Origin of the sequence: Amycolatopsis sp. NPDC098790 (assembly GCF_044759945.1) — a bacterium.
Taxonomy (GTDB): Bacteria; Actinomycetota; Actinomycetes; order Mycobacteriales; family Pseudonocardiaceae; genus Amycolatopsis.
In genome coordinates this window covers 919,258-934,758 of sequence record NZ_JBIWAI010000001.1, presented here as the reverse complement: position 1 = coordinate 934,758, position 15,501 = coordinate 919,258, and the positions used below count along the sequence as shown (strand labels likewise).

Below are 15,501 nucleotides of genomic sequence, written 5' to 3'. Positions count from 1 at the left end.
GCGCTTTCACGCGGCCGGCCCTTCGGTTCAGTCGGTGACGCTCAGTCTTCGCAGGCCACGCCGTCGTGGTCACGGTCCAGTCCGGACCGGTAACCCGGTTGCCCGGCGTACAGAGGAGTTGCGTGAGCTGCCTTCGCCTGTGCGCAACTGCTGTAGTAGACGCTCTTGTCCGGCTCAGGAGCCGGCGGATCCTGAGCGGTCGTCCGGACCGGCGGCGGCTTCGGGGCCGCCTTGGTCGTCGGTGCCGGTGCCGGTGCCGCCGACGAGGGCTGAGGGGCGACCGGCACCACCGGGGCCACGAGGCGCGCCGACCCGTTGCACGGCGGTCCCCAAAAACCCTTCGCCGCCTGGCGGGCCGCGGTTTCCGCCGTCGTCAGCACCGAGTTCGCCGACTTGAGGTACCCGTTCGCGACCGCCACCGCCGCGTAGTCCTGGCCGTCCGAAAGCACGACGGTCGCGCCGTCGGTGCTGAGCCGGACGAACGATCCGGTGAGCTCGGTGCCGGCCCACGCGATCGATTCGGGCCCGAAGCAGTCAGCGGCGGCGCCGGTCGTCGCCACTCCCTGGACGTGCGCCGTCTGGTGGCTGCCGTCGCTTCCCGCGACTTCGAACGTCGCAGCGTCCAGCACGCGCGTGATGGTGTAGGTCACCGCAGCGGGAGTCGGTGTGCTGGAGGTGGCGGTGCCCGGCGCGGTCGGCGTCGCGGGTGCTGCCGCGGTCTTCTCTTGAGCCTCCCCGAATATCGCGCCGAGAACGAACAAGACGGCGAAAACTGCCAACGTGATCTTGAGCCAGTTGGGAAAGCGCCTCTTCCCGCCTTGGCTTGCCTGGCCGGACGGATGCATGTGAACGTTCCTCGATCCCTTGACGCGACGTGCCGACCCTGGGTTCGCGAAAACACCGGCCGACGTTACGCCTGGGCGCGTAACCGACTAGCATCCGTTATCCGGCGGAATATTTCTGTCACGATCGGATCACGAACCTCGATATAGACCCGAAAATCAGTGACACCGCACTTATCGCCGACGATCTCCTCGGCGTGATCGAATCTCTTCCGCTGTCCGGCCCCGGAGGGCTTCCCGCGCACGGTGTGGATTTCACGGCGGTCGAAATCCGCACGACCGGCTTGCGTCCGGGGCACGTCGTGGAACTGGCCGCGGTGCGCGTCCGACCGGACGGGTCCGTTGCCGGTGAGTTCACGACGCTGGTCAACCCAGGGCGCGGCGTACCGTCCGGATCGGCGATCGCGCACGGCGTCACCCCGGCGGAGCTCGATGAGGCGCCGCCGTTCGGGGCCGCGCTCGGACCGCTGCTGGAACTGTGCCAGGCCAGTGTCGTCGTGGCGCACAACTTGCCGTTCGTCGCCGGTTTCCTCGCCGCGGAAGCTGCCCGGCTCGGAGTGCGCGTACCGGCATTGCCCGGTGTGTGCACCCTGGCCGCCGCGCAGTCGGTCATCGGGCTGCCGAACTACCGCTTGGCGACCGTGGCCCACGCCTTCGGCGTACCCGGCACGCCGGCGCAGCCCGCGTCGACCGGTGCCCGCACGGCAGCTCAGCTGGCGCTCGCGCTCTTCGGCAAGCACGGGCTCACGTTCGCCGCCAGGCCGGGCTTCCCGGTGCTGCCGACGTACGGAGTCCCCGGTCGGCTTCGCCCGCGAGCCGACGTGTCGCCGGGCGCCCAAAGCTGGATGGCCGAGGTTGTCGAGCGGGTGACGATCGGTCCGGTGGCCGGCGACGCGGCCCTCGGGTACGCGTATCTGGATCTGCTCGCGGGGGTGGTTTCGGATGCGCACCTGACGCACGACGAGGTGTGGGCGCTCGCGGCTCTGGCGACCGAGGCGGGACTCCCCGAAGCGCATGTCCGCACAGTGCACGAACAGTTCGTGGCGGCGCTGCGTGACGTCGCGGAGGCAGACGGGGTCGTGACCACGTCGGAAGCTCGTGAACTGCGTCAGGTGGCGACTGCGCTCGGGCTGGCCGAACTCGTTGGGGATCTGCCGTCCGGCTCCGGCGGCAAACCCACCCGGGTGCTGGTGCTCGGGACCACCGCGGCGGCGGACCGCTTCCGCGCCCGCGTGCTCGCCGAAGGCGTCCAGCTCGCCAAGAAGCTGACCGCCACCGTGACCCACCTCGTCCGCGACGACACCGTCGCGGCCCACGAGCCGAGGCTGACGCGAGCCGCGGAGCTGGGCGCCACGGTGGTCGACGTAGGTGCGGCACCGGTCGTGCTCGGCTTCGAAGCGTCGCGACGTGAGCCGCCGTCCGTTCCGCCGCCGGTCGTGCCCCCGGCTGTCGCGGCTGTGCCTCGGCCCGCGCCGCCGCGGCGGCAGCTGGCTGGGCCGGTCGCACCGCCACCCGTTCCTCAGCCCGCGGGTCGCCTGACGAAGGTGGTCGGCGGCCGGGTGCTGATGGGGGTCGGGTTGCTGCTGATGTTCAGCGTCGTCTTGGCGATGTTCGGCGGCACACCGCTGGCGGCCGGGATCTTCGTCGCGGTCCTCGGGGTCGGCGCGCTGCTCGGCGGGTGGTGGATCGCCGAGCCCGCGCCGCGGTGAGCGGGGTTTCGGTACCGTCGATCCGGTGCCGAGACTGATCCACTTGAACGGGCCCTCCGGAATCGGGAAGTCGACGATCGCGCAGGCCTACGCCGAGCGGCGGGCCGGGGTGCTGAATCTGGACACCGATCGGGTCGTCTGCCTCATCGGGGGCTGGCGGGACACCTTCTTCGAGACCTTCAAGGCCGCGCAGCTGCTCACCCTCGCCATGGCCGAGACGCACCTGCGGACCGGGCACGACGTCGTCATGCCGCAGCTCGCCACCCGCGTCGCCGACATCCAGGCATTCGAGGACGCCGCCGACCGGTGCGGTGCCGAGTACCGGGAAATCCTGCTCACCGCCGGCAAAGCCGTCGCCGGGGCGCGGTTCGCCGGGCGGGCCGCGCAGGGCGGCTCCGAAGGCGTCGACGACGTCATCAACCAGCTCGGCGGGGTCGCCGTCGTCGAACGGATCCACGACCAGCTCGCCGCCTACCTGCCGCAGCGGCCTCGCTGCCGGGTCGTGCCCACCGATGGGCGGGCGCCCGAGCAGACCTACGCCGACGTCGTCGCGGTCCTCGGCGAGGCCGCTTGATCGCCGTGCGGTTCACTTGGCGCATGGCGATCCCCGAACTCGCGTTGCGACAGATCGAACGGTGGTGCGCCCAGCGGGTTCCCGAACACCTCCGTGACCGCCTCCGCGTCGAGTGCCGCGTGCTGGACGGTGTCGTCACCATCGTCGAATGCCGGATCGACGACGGCTCCGAAACCGGGATCGCGCAGCTGCGGTTCGACGAGTTCGGGATCTGGTCGATGCTGCGGTCCGACGGCCGGGGCGGGTGGCTGGCCGATCCGGACGTTCCCGTCGCCAGCACACCGCCGCCGCTGTTGAGCGAGATCTAAGCCGGGAACCGTTTCTCGTTGCGGTCGATCTTCGCGTGCGCCGCGGCGGCCAGATCGACGCCCAACCGGTCCGCCAGCTGCAGCAAGTACAACGTGACGTCCGCGATCTCGTCCAGGACGTTCGCCTCCAGCTCCGGGTCGGAGCGCCACGCGTCGGACTCCTCCGGGGTCAGCCACTGGAACAGCGAGGTCAGCTCGCCTGCCTCGCCGGACAACGCCATCACGAGGTTCTTCGGGGTGTGGTACGGCTCCCAGGCTCGGGCCGCCGCGAAATCTCTGAGGCGCTGGGTCACGTCGTCGAAGGTCACTCGGCGATTGTCCTCGGCCGTCACGGTGCGCTAACGGCCGTATGGCGGACCTGCGTTGACCGGTGAATCTCTCACTCAATAGGTTGAACTCCGTCGGGATGCTTGCGGGGCTTGAGGCTGGGAAAGGAACGTCTTGAAGTACCTGCGATCCGTCCGCGGCCGCATGCTGTGCATCGCGTTCGTGCCCGGCGGCGCGCTCGTCGTCGTGGCCGTCGTGATCGCGTTCTTCCTGGTCCACCAAGCGAACCGGACGCGCGACGGCGCCATGGAAACGGCCGAAGTCGCGGGGCGCACCGCCAGTGCCGTCGGTTCGCTGCAGAACCAGCGCAGTGCCGCGATGTCCGTGCCCGACCAACGGACCGCCGCGTACGCGAATTTCACCCAGCGGATCGACACCGCCATCGCCGGCCTGCGCGAGTACGCCCGGCACGCGCCCGACGCGGAATCCGCGTACCAGCAGACCACCGCCGTCGAGCTGCTTTCCGTCGCCGAAGGCATGGACCGCTCCGATTCCCTCGCCCTGGCGGGGATCGACGGCGTGACGCGGCGGCCGTTCACCCAGGCCGTCGCCGCCTACCGGGCCGATCTGGAGCGGATTGCGCCGCAGCTCACCGAAAGTGGCCGTACCGCGTACGAGTCGCTCACCCGCAGCGCCGATTGGAGCAGGCTGGCTGCCGTCGAGGACGCGCTGGCCGCCGCCGAACCGTTGCCCGTTCCCGAGTCCACGTGGCGCAGCGCCGCCTACCGCGTCTCGCAGCAGCTCGGCAACCTGTACTCGCAGCAGAGCCAGTACGCCGTGCAGCTCACCCTCGACGACGGCCGCCGGACGCTCGCCGGTGCGATCGCCGCGAGTGCCGCCCTGCTGCTGTGCGCCGGGCTCCTGCTCGTCGTCGTGCGCCGGCTCGTCGCGCGCGTGCCCGTGCCGGTCGTGCCGATCATGGTCCCGACGATCCAGGCCGCGATCCCGCGTCCCCGCCACGCACGGTCACGACGGCCGCGCGTCCCCGAGCCGTGGCCGATGAAAGCCGTGCTCGACGACCTGCGCCGCCGATGAGGACGTCACCACCAGTCACCGGCTACGCCGAAAAGAGCACGCGGTTGGACCACACGCCGGACTGGCGCGGTCGGGCAGACTGGTCCGCGTGAGTCCCCACTCGGATCTTCGCCCCTACCTGCGCACTTTGGACGCGGAGACGCTGGCGGACCTCCTGCACGCCCAGGCCGAGCGTGACCCTGAGTTGCGGCATTCGCTCGAACTGCGTGCCGCCACCCAATCCGGTGACGTCAGCGAAGCGCACCGGCTGCTCGACACCGCGGTGACCGACGGGAACGGCGAGTACACCGCGAAGGTCGGCGCCGTCCTCGACACGCTGCAGCGGATGCTCGACGCCGGCAGCCCGGCCGACCTCGCTCCGCTCGCGCGTCGCACGGTCGACGACATCAGCGAGGTGCTGGAGCGGTCCGGCGACCACGCCGGCGACCTCGGCGACCGGCTGGACCGCGCCGTCGAGCTGTACGCCCGCGCGTGCGCCGCCCGGCCGCCGGACCCGGAGAAGCTGGCCGACTGGATCCTCGAGGTCGAGTTCGACGGCCCCGGGCGCCCGGCGATCGACCTCGCCGACTTCGCGACGGCGCTGGGCGAGCCCGGCCTGCGCCGGATCAAGTCCACTGTGGACGACGTGCTCGCGGCGAGCGGGCCCGGCCACCGCCGTGACGTGGCCGAAGGGCTGCGCGAACAGCTGGCCGAGGTGCTCGGCGACGTCGACGAGCTGGTCGCGATCCTGTCCGCCAAGCCGCCGCGCCGGGACGTCAGCCTCAAGATCGTCCGGGTGCTGCGGGCCGCCGGGCGGCACAGCGAGGCCATCGCGCACGCCGCCCGCGCGCTCACCCAGGACAAGAAACCGCGCGAACCCGAGCCGGAACCCGAAGACGAAACGTCGAGGCGCCGCCAGGAGTTCGACGCCGAGCCGGGCCGCGAGACCTACGCCGCGCTGCGCGAAGCCGCGACGGCCGACGGGAAGTGGCCCGCGCAGCGCCGGGCCGCCTTGGCGTGCCTGCGTGAACGCGCCGCGGAGGGCGGGGCCGACGAGCTCGTCCGCGTCCTGCTCGACGACGGCCGTCCCGACGAAGCCTGGCGCGCCTGCGTGCGGTTCGGGGCGACGCCGGAGTTGAAGCTCGAACTCGCCGAGCAGCGCGCCGCGGAGCACCCGGCCGAGACGATCCCCGTCTTCCGCGAGCACGTCGACGAGCTGATCGAGCGCAAGGACCCGCAGGCCTACCAGGAAGCCGCGCGCCGGCTGAAGTTGTTGCGCGGCTTGCACAAGCGCGCCGAAACCCAGGACGAATTCACCGCTTACCTCGCGACGCTGGTGGAAACCCACCGCCGGAAAACCCGGCTGATCACGGAAATCCGGACCGCGCGAATCGCCATCCCGAAACCCGTAACCCCCTCGCGCGCACCTCGTTGAGCGAGGTGAACCGGTGATTCACGTGCACCGGGACATCGAAGGCCCGCCACGGGCGGTGACGCCTCTGGCCAGCGATGTCGCGGTGGCCCTGTTCCGCCGTCCGGCTCGGCGCCTCCCCGTCGAGCACGCGGCGGGACCCGCGCCAGGGCCACCGCGACCAGCTCTGTGACGCGATGAAAGCATGAGTCCATGAGCCCGGTGAGTCGCGCCCGCAAGAAGGCACCGCAGCCCGTCACCCACAGCGTGACCGGCCTGTTCAAGGACGTCCTGAACGACTTTTCGGCGCTGGGCGCCGACCCCGCGCCGGTCGACGTCGAGCTGCTCGCCTCCGAGGTCCTCGGCCAGTTCCACGACGTGCCCCTCGAAGAGGGCGAAGAGCCGCTGGGCCTCGAGCTGATCGCCTTCGCGCAGCGCAAGATCACGCCGGGTGCCGCCGCGCTGCTGGCCGCGCTGAAGGTCGTCGCCGAGACCGACGTCGAGCGCAAGGCCGCCGAAGACGGCCTGCAGGTCGTCCTCGGCCGCGGCATCCCCGCGCCGAGCTGGGCCGGGGCGCTGGGCCAGGTCACCGCCGGCGAGTGCTGGCGGACCGGGGACGTCTACGGCGACGAGTCGTCGCTGCTCTGCGTCTTCACCCACGGCGACCAGGCGCACGGCCTGCTCGCGCTGCTCGACTTCACCGAGGGCGGCCGCGTGCGGGACCTCGTCGTGATCGAGCAGCCCGGGGAGGTGCTCGCCGAGATGCGGGCGCAGGCCGACGCCGACCCGGAGCTGGTCGCCTTCGAGGCGGTCGACCCCGCGGAGGCGCACCGCCTGCTGTCGGACGGTCTCGCCGCGACCGACCACCTCGACGACGCCGACGTCAGCGAGGACTACGCGCGCTTCCACGCCGTCGCGCTGACGTGGTCGCGCGCGCTGCCGGAGCCCGCGCTCGTGCCTGAGGTCGCCGAGTGGTCGGACACCGAACGCGCCGCTGTCGTCGAGCAGTTCGTCGCGGCGAGCGGTGAGGACGCCGGCGCCGCCCGCGCGATCGGGCGCCTGCTGCTGGAGCACGGCCTGGAGACCGACCCCGCGAACCCGCTGCGCGTCGGGCCGGAGAAGATCGCCCGCTTCCTCGAAGGCCTGCTGGGCGAGGAGTTCGAGCTCGACGCCGACCACGCGGACGCCGTCGAGCCGGTCGTGCTGGCCTGGGTGCAGTGGACGGCGGACCGCGCCGGGCTGACCGAGACGGCGGTCGCCGCGCTCGACGAGGCCGTCGCCGACTACCTGAGCGAGTACGCCGACGAGGACGACTCGCCGCTCGAGCGCTACTTCGGCGACGTCGGCGACCTGTCGCCGACCGAGCTGGCGGACGCGCTGGAACGCCGGATGTTCGCCGTGCCGTCGCTGACCACGGAGATCGAGGACGAAGAGGTCGACCTCGACCCCACCGACCCCGACCAGCGCCGGGCGCTCGTCATCGCCGAGGCCGACGAGGACGAGGAAGAGCAGCGGCTGGTGCTGCGGGCGACGGTCGTCGACCAGCTGTGGGACGACGAGCCCGCCGAAGCCTGGCAGGCCGCGCAGCGCCTGCAGGAGGGCGAGCTCGACCGCGACGAGATCTTCGAGCAGCTGATCGACGCTCTGGAAGGCAGCTTGCTGGAGTCCGAGGAATCGCTGGAGTACGACGCCGACGCCTACGTGGAGGCGCTGGCCGAGCTCTGACGCGTTAGGGGAGGGGGTTCGCGGACTTCGCCTTGCGGCGGCGCTCCTGCAGCCGGTCGTCGAAGTCGACGACGAACGTTCCGGCGGCCATCGCGATCAGCAAGACCAGACCGAGCAACGCGCCGACCCACGTGAGGACCATCGTGAACATCGCGGGCCTCCTCCCCAGCTCAGAGCCGTTTTCCTGACTCCTTCAGGGTCGCTTTCCGAACGGGCGTCCGGTATCGGCCAACCGGTTAGGCCTCGCTGCCTCCCCTCGGCCGATCGGCCGGTGTTCCGGGGCGCAGCGTGCGGATGGTGCGCGTGTGGGTGAAGAATCAGAGCTTGCGCAGGCGAACCCGGTTGATCGCGTGATCGCAGTCCTTGCGCAGCACCAGGGTCGCCCGCGGCCGGGTCGGCTTGATGTTCTCCATCAGGTTCGGCTCGTTGATCGAGCGCCACAGGTGCCGCGCCTCGGCGCGGGCCTCGTCGTCGGGCAGGCCGGCGAAGTGGTGGAAGTGCGACGCCGGGTCGGCGAACGCCGTGTGCCGCAGCTCGAGGAACCGCTCGATGTACCAGCGCTGGATGTCGTCGGTGTGCGCGTCGACGTAGATCGAGAAGTCGAACAGGTCCGACACCATCAGCCGCGGGCCCGGCTGCAGCACGTTCAGGCCTTCGACGATGAGGATGTCCGGCTGCTGCACGACCTGCTCCTGGCCGGGCAGGATGTCGTAGGCCAGGTGCGAGTACACCGGCGCGGCGACGCGCTCGGCGCCCGACTTCACCTCGGTGACGAACCGCAGCAGCGCGCGGCGGTCGTAGCTCTCCGGGAAGCCCTTGCGGTGCATGATCCCGCGGCGCATCAGCTCGGCACGCGGGTACAGGAACCCGTCCGTGGTGACCAGGTCGACGCGGGGGTGGTCCGGCCAGCGGGCGAGCAGCGTGCGCAGGATGCGGGCGGTCGTCGACTTGCCGACCGCCACGCTCCCGGCGATGCCGATCACGTACGGGACCTTCGTGCCGCGGGAGTCGTCACCGAGGAACGTCGTGGTCGCTTCGTACAGCCGCTGGCGCGCGGCGACCTGCAGGTTGATCAGGCGGGACAGCGGGAGGTAGACGTCGGCGACCTCGGCCAGGTCGACCTGCTCGCCGAGACCGCGCAGCTTGACCAGCTCGGCCGCGGTCAGCGGCAACGGCGTCGAACTTCGCAGTTCTTTCCACTGTTCCCGGTGCAGCTCGACATACGGGCTGAGTTCGCGGACCCGGGTCATCGCACACTCCTCCGGCCGTCGCCTGCACTGGCGGACGTTCACCTGCGTGATTAACGGTAGGGCTTACGGCCGGTGAACGCGCTGTGATGTAGTCCACCCCGGGTTTCGGGTGATCACCGCGTGTGACGGAAGACCTCTTCCCAGGCCGCCGCGACCTGGCGCGCGCAGGTGGCGGGGTCGACGCCGCCGACGCCGGTGCCGAGGCCCGGCATCGCGATCGTGTCGACGATCTCGCGCACCGGACCCTCGTCGAGCCGCCCGTCGCGCCACTGCAGGAACACCGCGCGCGCCGCGAGGTAGGGGTGCACGGTGTCGGCGGGCAGCCGCTCGCCCGGTTCGCGCATGGTCGGCGCGCTGATCAGCCACGCCGGCTCGGCCTCGCCGGTCGGCACGACCACGGCCTCGCCGATCGGCAGCTCACCGCCGTGAAAAGCCAAAACCGCACTTCGGACGCTCTGCTCGACCCCGGGGAACGCCCGCGCGTACACCGCGTCGATGCCGCCGCGCATCCAGCCGTAGGAGTTGGCCGGGCTGACCACGGCCTGGGCGACGACGTCGAGGACCGACCCGCGGTGCACCCGGACGCGGCCCGTCAGCTTCTTCGCGGCGGCGGCCCACGCGGTGGCGAGTGGTTCATCGACGGCGCACAGCACCAGCTCCGGTGTGCGAGGGGAGACCGGCGGGTGCGTGCCCTCACGGCCGGTGTGCGTGCCCGAGTCGGCGGTCACGCCCTTAGCATCGCAAAAAATGCCACCGGGCGTAACCAGTTGGCGTACCGGCTGTCCGAGTGAAAGTCGCCACCCCCGTAGCCTGGGGATGTGTCACGCATCGCATACTTCGGCCCCCAGGGGACCTTCACCGAACAGGCCGCGCGGGTCCTCGCCGGCGGCGGAGAACTGATTCCGGTCGAGACCGTCCGGCTGGCGATGACGGCCGTCCGCAAGGGCGAGGCGGACGCCGCGTGCGTCCCCATCGAAAACTCGGTCGAGGGCGTGGTGCCCGCCACCCTCGACGCGCTCAGCGAGTCGACCCCGCTGGTCGCGGTCGCCGAGGCCATCCTGCCGATCCACTTCAGCGTGCTGACCCGGCGCGGCGGTGGCGACATCAAGACCGTCGCCAGTCACCCGCACGCGCTCGCGCAGGTCCGCGAGTGGCTGGAGGCGAACCTGCCGGACGCGCGCCCGGTGGCGTCGTCGTCGACCTCGGCAGCCGCGGTCGGGGTGCTGGAGCACCAGTTCGACGCGGCGGTGTGCGCGCCGGTCGCCGTCGAGCACTACGACCTCGACGTGCTGGCCACCGAGGTCGCCGACGTCGGCGACGCGGCCACGCGGTTCCTGCTGGTCCGCCCGCCGGGCGAGCTGCCGGAGCCGACGGGCGCCGACCGGACGTCCGTGGTCGCCGCGGCCGTGAACCGCACCGGCACGCTCGCCGAGCTGCTCACCGCGCTGGCCGACCGCGGGATCAACCTGACCCGGCTCGACGCGCGGCCGACGCGGAACAACTTCGGCGAATACCGCTTCTTCATCGACTTCGAGGGCCACCTGGCCGAGCCGCGGATCCTCGACGCGCTGACGGCGTTGCGCCGGCACTGCCGCAACCTGCGGTTCCTCGGCTCGCACCCGCGTGCCGACGGGACGCGCACCACGATCGAGCCCGGCTTCGGCAACGACGACTTCGTCGAGGCCGCCGTGTGGGCCGACGCGGTCCGCAAGGGGGACCTGGCGTGAGGTTGCTGCTCATCCGCCACGGGCAGACCGACGGGAACGTCCGCGGCGCGCTCGACACCGCCCTGCCGGGCCCGCCGCTGACGGAACTGGGCCGCACGCAGGCCGCGGACCTCGCGTTTCGGCTGGCGGAGGAGCCGATCGCCGCGGTCTACGCGTCGCAGGCGACCCGCGCGCAGCAGACGGCCGCGCCGCTGGCCGCGCAGTTCGGCCTGGACGTCCAGGTCGTCGACGGCGTCCACGAGGTGACCGCCGGCGACCTGGAGGGCGCGACCGACCACGAGTCGATCCGGACGTACATGGAGACCGTGCGGCGGTGGACGCTCGGCGAGCTGGCACCGGCGCTGCCCGGCGGCGAGAGCGGCACCGACGTGCGCACCCGCATGCTCGACGCGGTCGGCAGGCTGCGCGCCAAGCACGAGCAGGCCGACCCGGACAGCGTGATCGCGCTGGTCAGCCACGGTGGCGCGATCCGATTGTCGGGCGAGTGGCTGGCGTCGAACGTCCACGCGGACGTCGCCAACGCGGCGCTCATCCCGAACACCGGCCTGATCGAGCTGGAAGCCCGGCCGGACGGCCAATGGCACTGCCTGACTTGGGTTGACACCCCGCTCTGATCGTCACGAAAGTGTGATCCCGTCACGTTTGAGACACGTTTGGTGGGGAATTAACGGTACGAACCAACCTGCCGGAGATCCGTACGTCTACCCAGTAGCACCACACCAGGGAGGCGATTGACATGGTTCGGACGAAGCTTTCTCGGTTGCTGCCGGTTGTCGCGGCTTCGGCGGGCGTCCTCGCGCTTTCCGCCTGCGGGAGTGGCGGGACCACCAACGCGGCGAGCAGCTCGACCCCGTCGACGACGGCCTCGCCCACCTCCACGACCGTCACCTCGACGGCACCCAGCACGCCCAGCTCGACGGTCGCCGCGCCGCCGGTCGCGCAGCCCGCAGGTGACGGCCTCTGCAAGGCCGGCGACGTCACGCTGTCGCTCGGCCAGGGCGACGCGGGCGCCGGCTCGATGTACCGGCCGCTGCTGATCAAGAACACCAGCGCGAAGGCCTGCGAGATCCAGGGCTTCCCCGGGGTCTCCTACGTGGCGGGCAACGACGGCCACCAGGTCGGCAAGGACGCGTTCCGCGAAGGCACCAAGGGCAACGCGGTCAAGCTGGACCCGGGCCAGACGGCGGCCGCCGACATCCAGTTCGTCAACGTGCAGAACTTCGACCCGGGCACCTGCCAGCCGACGGCGGTGAAGGGCCTGCGGATCTACCTGCCGCAGGAGACCGCGTCGAAGTTCGTGCCGACCGACGGCACGGCGTGCGCGAGCACGAAGATCCCGGGCAACCAGCTCTCGGTGAAGACGGTCCACCCCGCCTAAATGCGGCCGCAGATCTCCTGGGCCTGCACGAGGTGCCGCTGGCCGGAGATGTCGTTGAAGTGCAGGCTGAGCACCATCCTCGCGACGCCGTCGATGTGGTCGGCCAGCGGCTGGTAGGTGGCGTTGACCTGGGCCGCGGCCGCGGAAAGCTCGCGGGCCGCGGTCATCCGGTGCAGCCGTTCGGGCGTGAGGCCGGGCGTCAGCGACGGCTGCGTGTCCCGGCTCGTGTCCGGCAGCTCGCCGACGCGGTCGAGGGCCTGGCACGCGGCCAGCGCGTCGTCGAGCGCGCCCGCGTGCACGCCGGACAGGCCCCACAGCAGCCCGAGCACGCCGCCGCCCAGCACGAACCCGGCCACCGCGCACAGCACCAGCATCCGGCGCGACTGCGGCGCCGCCTTGACCTCTTCGGACTCGGACTCGCCGGAGGGCTCGTCGAAGTCGGGGCCGGCGTCGGTGCCGGTTCCGGGGTCCACGGTGCGCATAGCCGCCTCCTCACCGCCGGGGTGATGAGACATTTCAGCTCACAAACCCGGTTCCTGGTGCTGTAGCGGCGCGGCTGAGTCCGATTTGTCATCCAGCGGGAAGCGGCGCAGCGCGACGGCCGCGAAGGCGGCGATCACCAGCATCGCCAGCCCCGAGACGGCGAACGTCCGCGCCGCCGTCCCGAGCGCCGTGGTCAGCACCCCGCCGAGCAGCGCGCCGAGCGGGATCGCGCCCCAGACGACCGTGCGCCACACCCCGAGCACCCGGCCGAGCAGCTCGCCGGGCACGAGCGTGTGCCGGGCGGTCGCGAGCACGACGTTCACCGCGACGACGGCGGCCGCGAACAGGCCGAACAGCGCTGCGCCGGCGACCGGCGAGCGCACCAGGCCCATCCCGCCGAAACCGGCACCGCAGCAGACGATCCCGCCGGCCACGACCGCGCGCCGCCCGGCCGCGCGCACCAGCCGCGGGGCGGCACCCGCGCCGAGCAGGCCGCCGATGCCGCCGACGAACGCGAAGAAACCGAAGGTCGCGTCGGACAGGTGGAGGTCGTCGAGCGCGTAGAGCACCAGCTGCGCCTGCGCGAGCTCGCTGACCAGGCTGAGCAGCCCGGCGATGACGACCAGCCGCAGCAGCAGGGCGTTGCCGCGCAGCCAGCGCAGGCCGTCGGCCAGGTCGGTGCGCAACCGCGCCGTCGGTTCCTCGCCGCGGCCGCGGTAGGTGCCGGCCAGCCCGAGCAGGACCGCGGCCGCGATCGCGAAGCCCGCGGAGTTGAGGATGAAGGGGAACGCGGCGAAGAGCGCGAAGGTCAGGCTGCCGATCGGGCCGCCGAGGAACGTCTGGCCGACGATCTCGCACGCCTGCAGCTTGCTGTTGGCGCCGTCGAGCGAGCCGTCGCCGACGACGGCGGGGACCAGGGCGTTGGCCGCGCTGTCGGCGACCGTCTCGGCGGTGCCGATGACCAGCGCGGTCAGGTAGACCAGCCAGATCGTCATCCCGCCCGCGGCGACGAGCACGGCGAGGGTGCCGACCGCGGCCGCGCGGGCGGTGTTCGCGACGACCATCGCGCGCCGCCGGTCGATCCGGTCGACCAGCGCGCCGGCGACAGCGGCGAAGAGCAGCCAGGGCAGGAACTGCGTCGCGGACAGCCCGGCGATGAGCACGGGGTCGTGGGTCAGGGTCGTGGCGAGCAGGGGCAGGGCCACCTTGCCGATGCCGTCGCCGAGGTTCGACACGGCACTCGACGTCAGCAGCCACCGGAGTCTTCGGGTCTGGTCCATTCCGGGCCCCCAGCACGTATCGCAGTCGCCCCATGACTTCGGGTAACAGGATAAGCGCGCGGTCAGCCGCCTGCGGTCACGTTGTGGCTTCAGCCCCAGCCGAGCTCGTGCAGCCGGGCGTCGTCGATGCCGAAGTGGTGGCCCAGCTCGTGCACGACGGTGATCAGGACTTCTTCGACGACCTCGTCCTCGTCTTCGCACATCGAGAGGATCGGCTGCCGGTAGATCGAGATCCGGTCGGGCAGCACCCCGCCGTACGACGACGTCCGCTCGGTCAGCGCGATCCCGTGGTAGAGCCCGAGGATGTCCGGCGCCTCCTCGTTGAACTCCTCGACGAGCACGACGACGTTGTCCATCGCCCGCGCGAACTCGGCGGGCACCTCGTCCAGGGCCTCCGAGACCAGTTCCTCGAACCGCTCCCGGCTCATCTCGACGGGCATCAGCCGCTGGTCTTGGTCGACGGCGGGGCGGAGCTCGACGTCGCCGGGCCGCCGCCACCGTCCGACGGCGGGCCGCCGTCCTGGGGCTGGCCGCCGTCCGGGCCCGCCGGGGCGGCCTTGACGCTGCCGGTGACCGCCTGCAGGCCGCTCTTGTCCGGCAGCAGCGCCGCGACCTTGCAGTTGACCTTGGTCGAGCCGGCGTCCCAGCTCTCCTGCTCCCGCAGGTCCCAGGTCAGGATCAGCTTCTTCGCGTCGAGGTCGGCGCCGCCGGTGTAGTCCGCGGCCTGCTTGGTGCACTCGGTGTCGAGCCAGGCCTTCTGGTCGTCCTGCTTCGGGTACGCGTCCTTGAACTTCGACTTGAGGTCGAGGGTCGCGATGATCTCGTAGGAGTGCGGCTTCGCGCAGTCGATCGGGTCGCCGACGCCCTTGCCCTGCAGCGCGAGGCAGGTGCCCGGCTCGAACACGAGCGACTGGTCCTGCTCCTTCGCCGGCCCGGTGGTCGGCAGCAGCTTGCCGCCCGGGCCCGCCCACTGCAGGCCGCACCGCAGCTGGCGGTCGCCGTCGTCCCACTGCGACGGCGTCGGGCGCAGCAGGTTCGTCGTCAGCTTTCCGTAAGGATCGAGGTTGTGGCCGAGGTACGGCTTCACGTCCGAGGTGCACTTCTGCTGCGCGATCTGCTGCCACTGGTCCAGCGACGGCACCGGCGCACCCTCCGGGAACTGGGCGCCGATGTCGACGAGCGCCGTCACCTCGAACAGGTGCGGCTGGGTGCAGACGACCTTGCGCGCGTCGCTCGCGTCCGGGTTGTCCCAGGTCAGGCAGCTGCCGGGCGGCGAGTGGAAGGCCTCTTCGGCCTCCGGCGAGAGCTTGCCCGCGCCACCTCCGGCGCCGCCGGCGAAGCCGTCGGTACCGGTGAACAGGACGCTGAGGGCGAGCGCGATGAGCGCGCCCGCGAAGATCCCGCCCATCACGACGCGGGTGCGCAGCGTCTGCGTGGCGGTGGGGAACCGATCGGCGCTGGGAGACATCGCAG

Annotated in this window: 18 protein-coding genes; 9 read left to right on the top strand and 9 right to left on the bottom strand. The window is 71.6% G+C overall.

Going from position 1 to position 15,501, the window contains the following annotated elements; genetic code table 11:
- Positions 1-41: 41 nt before the first annotated feature.
- Positions 42-629: an excalibur calcium-binding domain-containing protein gene (locus tag ACIQWX_RS04760; protein WP_400865581.1), complete on the bottom strand. Its 588-nt coding sequence runs from the start codon at positions 627-629 to the stop codon at positions 42-44.
- 410 nt (positions 630-1,039) lie between these two features.
- On the opposite strand from ACIQWX_RS04760, the gene ACIQWX_RS04755 reads away from it, so the two are divergent.
- The 3 genes from ACIQWX_RS04755 to ACIQWX_RS04745 are packed head-to-tail and all read left to right on the top strand — an operon-like array spanning position 1,040 to position 3,433.
- A complete protein-coding gene (locus ACIQWX_RS04755) occupies positions 1,040-2,551 on the top strand; it encodes an exonuclease domain-containing protein (RefSeq protein WP_400865579.1) in 1,512 nt (503 codons plus the stop codon).
- A gap of 25 nt (positions 2,552-2,576) precedes the next feature.
- Complete coding sequence (locus ACIQWX_RS04750) at positions 2,577-3,125, top strand: AAA family ATPase (protein ID WP_400865576.1); 549 nt, start codon at positions 2,577-2,579, stop codon at positions 3,123-3,125.
- A gap of 23 nt (positions 3,126-3,148) precedes the next feature.
- Positions 3,149-3,433, top strand: a complete 285-nt coding sequence (locus ACIQWX_RS04745; RefSeq protein ID WP_400865573.1) for a hypothetical protein — start codon at positions 3,149-3,151, stop codon at positions 3,431-3,433.
- Here the strand turns inward: ACIQWX_RS04745 and ACIQWX_RS04740 are convergent.
- Entirely contained in the window at positions 3,430-3,741 is a 312-nt protein-coding gene (locus ACIQWX_RS04740; RefSeq protein ID WP_400865570.1) for a nucleotide pyrophosphohydrolase, read from the bottom strand. The genes ACIQWX_RS04745 and ACIQWX_RS04740 overlap by 4 nt on opposite strands.
- 133 nt (positions 3,742-3,874) lie before the next feature.
- Here ACIQWX_RS04740 and ACIQWX_RS04735 point away from each other — a divergent pair, with 133 nt between their 5' ends.
- The 3 genes from ACIQWX_RS04735 to ACIQWX_RS04725 all read left to right on the top strand — a co-directional run bounded on the left by ACIQWX_RS04735 (position 3,875) and on the right by ACIQWX_RS04725 (position 7,910).
- Positions 3,875-4,795 carry a nitrate- and nitrite sensing domain-containing protein gene (locus ACIQWX_RS04735; RefSeq protein ID WP_400865567.1) on the top strand — a complete coding sequence of 307 codons (921 nt, stop codon included), beginning with the start codon at positions 3,875-3,877 and terminating at the stop codon, positions 4,793-4,795.
- 88 nt (positions 4,796-4,883) lie between these two features.
- Entirely contained in the window at positions 4,884-6,209 is a 1,326-nt protein-coding gene (locus ACIQWX_RS04730) for a DUF6880 family protein (protein ID WP_400865564.1), read from the top strand.
- Between the two features lie 189 nt (positions 6,210-6,398).
- Positions 6,399-7,910: a hypothetical protein gene (locus ACIQWX_RS04725; RefSeq protein ID WP_400865562.1), complete on the top strand. Its 1,512-nt coding sequence runs from the start codon at positions 6,399-6,401 to the stop codon at positions 7,908-7,910.
- A gap of 4 nt (positions 7,911-7,914) precedes the next feature.
- Here ACIQWX_RS04725 and ACIQWX_RS04720 read toward each other — a convergent pair whose 3' ends face one another.
- The 3 genes from ACIQWX_RS04720 to ACIQWX_RS04710 form a co-directional block, all read right to left on the bottom strand.
- Positions 7,915-8,061: a hypothetical protein gene (locus tag ACIQWX_RS04720; protein WP_400865559.1), complete on the bottom strand. Its 147-nt coding sequence runs from the start codon at positions 8,059-8,061 to the stop codon at positions 7,915-7,917.
- A gap of 166 nt (positions 8,062-8,227) precedes the next feature.
- Complete coding sequence (coaA, locus tag ACIQWX_RS04715) at positions 8,228-9,160, bottom strand: type I pantothenate kinase (RefSeq protein WP_400865556.1); 933 nt, start codon at positions 9,158-9,160, stop codon at positions 8,228-8,230.
- 113 nt (positions 9,161-9,273) lie between these two features.
- Positions 9,274-9,888 carry a macro domain-containing protein gene (locus ACIQWX_RS04710; protein ID WP_400865553.1) on the bottom strand — a complete coding sequence of 205 codons (615 nt, stop codon included), beginning with the start codon at positions 9,886-9,888 and terminating at the stop codon, positions 9,274-9,276.
- Positions 9,889-9,978: 90 nt separating this feature from the next.
- Between ACIQWX_RS04710 and pheA the strand changes: the two genes are divergently transcribed.
- The 3 genes from pheA (at position 9,979) to ACIQWX_RS04695 (ending at position 12,265) form a co-directional block, all read left to right on the top strand.
- Positions 9,979-10,887: a prephenate dehydratase gene (gene pheA / locus ACIQWX_RS04705; RefSeq protein ID WP_400865550.1), complete on the top strand. Its 909-nt coding sequence runs from the start codon at positions 9,979-9,981 to the stop codon at positions 10,885-10,887.
- The gene (locus tag ACIQWX_RS04700) at positions 10,884-11,501 is read left to right on the top strand and encodes a histidine phosphatase family protein (RefSeq protein WP_400865547.1); all 618 of its coding nucleotides are present in this window, start codon (positions 10,884-10,886) and stop codon (positions 11,499-11,501) included. The genes pheA and ACIQWX_RS04700 overlap by 4 nt, the downstream gene beginning before the upstream one ends.
- Positions 11,502-11,623: 122 nt before the next feature.
- Positions 11,624-12,265 carry a DUF4232 domain-containing protein gene (locus ACIQWX_RS04695; protein WP_400865545.1) on the top strand — a complete coding sequence of 214 codons (642 nt, stop codon included), beginning with the start codon at positions 11,624-11,626 and terminating at the stop codon, positions 12,263-12,265.
- On the opposite strand, the gene ACIQWX_RS04690 is transcribed toward ACIQWX_RS04695, so the two are convergent.
- The 4 genes from ACIQWX_RS04690 to ACIQWX_RS04675 form a co-directional block, all read right to left on the bottom strand.
- A complete protein-coding gene (locus tag ACIQWX_RS04690; RefSeq protein WP_400865542.1) occupies positions 12,262-12,747 on the bottom strand; it encodes a hypothetical protein in 486 nt (161 codons plus the stop codon). The two genes, ACIQWX_RS04695 and ACIQWX_RS04690, sit on opposite strands and share 4 nt — an antisense overlap.
- A gap of 39 nt (positions 12,748-12,786) precedes the next feature.
- The gene (locus ACIQWX_RS04685; RefSeq protein ID WP_400865540.1) at positions 12,787-14,028 is read right to left on the bottom strand and encodes an MFS transporter; all 1,242 of its coding nucleotides are present in this window, start codon (positions 14,026-14,028) and stop codon (positions 12,787-12,789) included.
- 89 nt (positions 14,029-14,117) lie between these two features.
- On the bottom strand, positions 14,118-14,468 hold the full coding sequence (locus ACIQWX_RS04680) for a metallopeptidase family protein (RefSeq protein WP_364464078.1): 351 nt from the start codon (positions 14,466-14,468) through the stop codon (positions 14,118-14,120).
- Complete coding sequence (locus ACIQWX_RS04675; RefSeq protein WP_400865537.1) at positions 14,468-15,496, bottom strand: septum formation family protein; 1,029 nt, start codon at positions 15,494-15,496, stop codon at positions 14,468-14,470. Before ACIQWX_RS04675 ends, ACIQWX_RS04680 begins: the two co-directional genes overlap by 1 nt.
- Positions 15,497-15,501 lie beyond the last annotated feature (5 nt).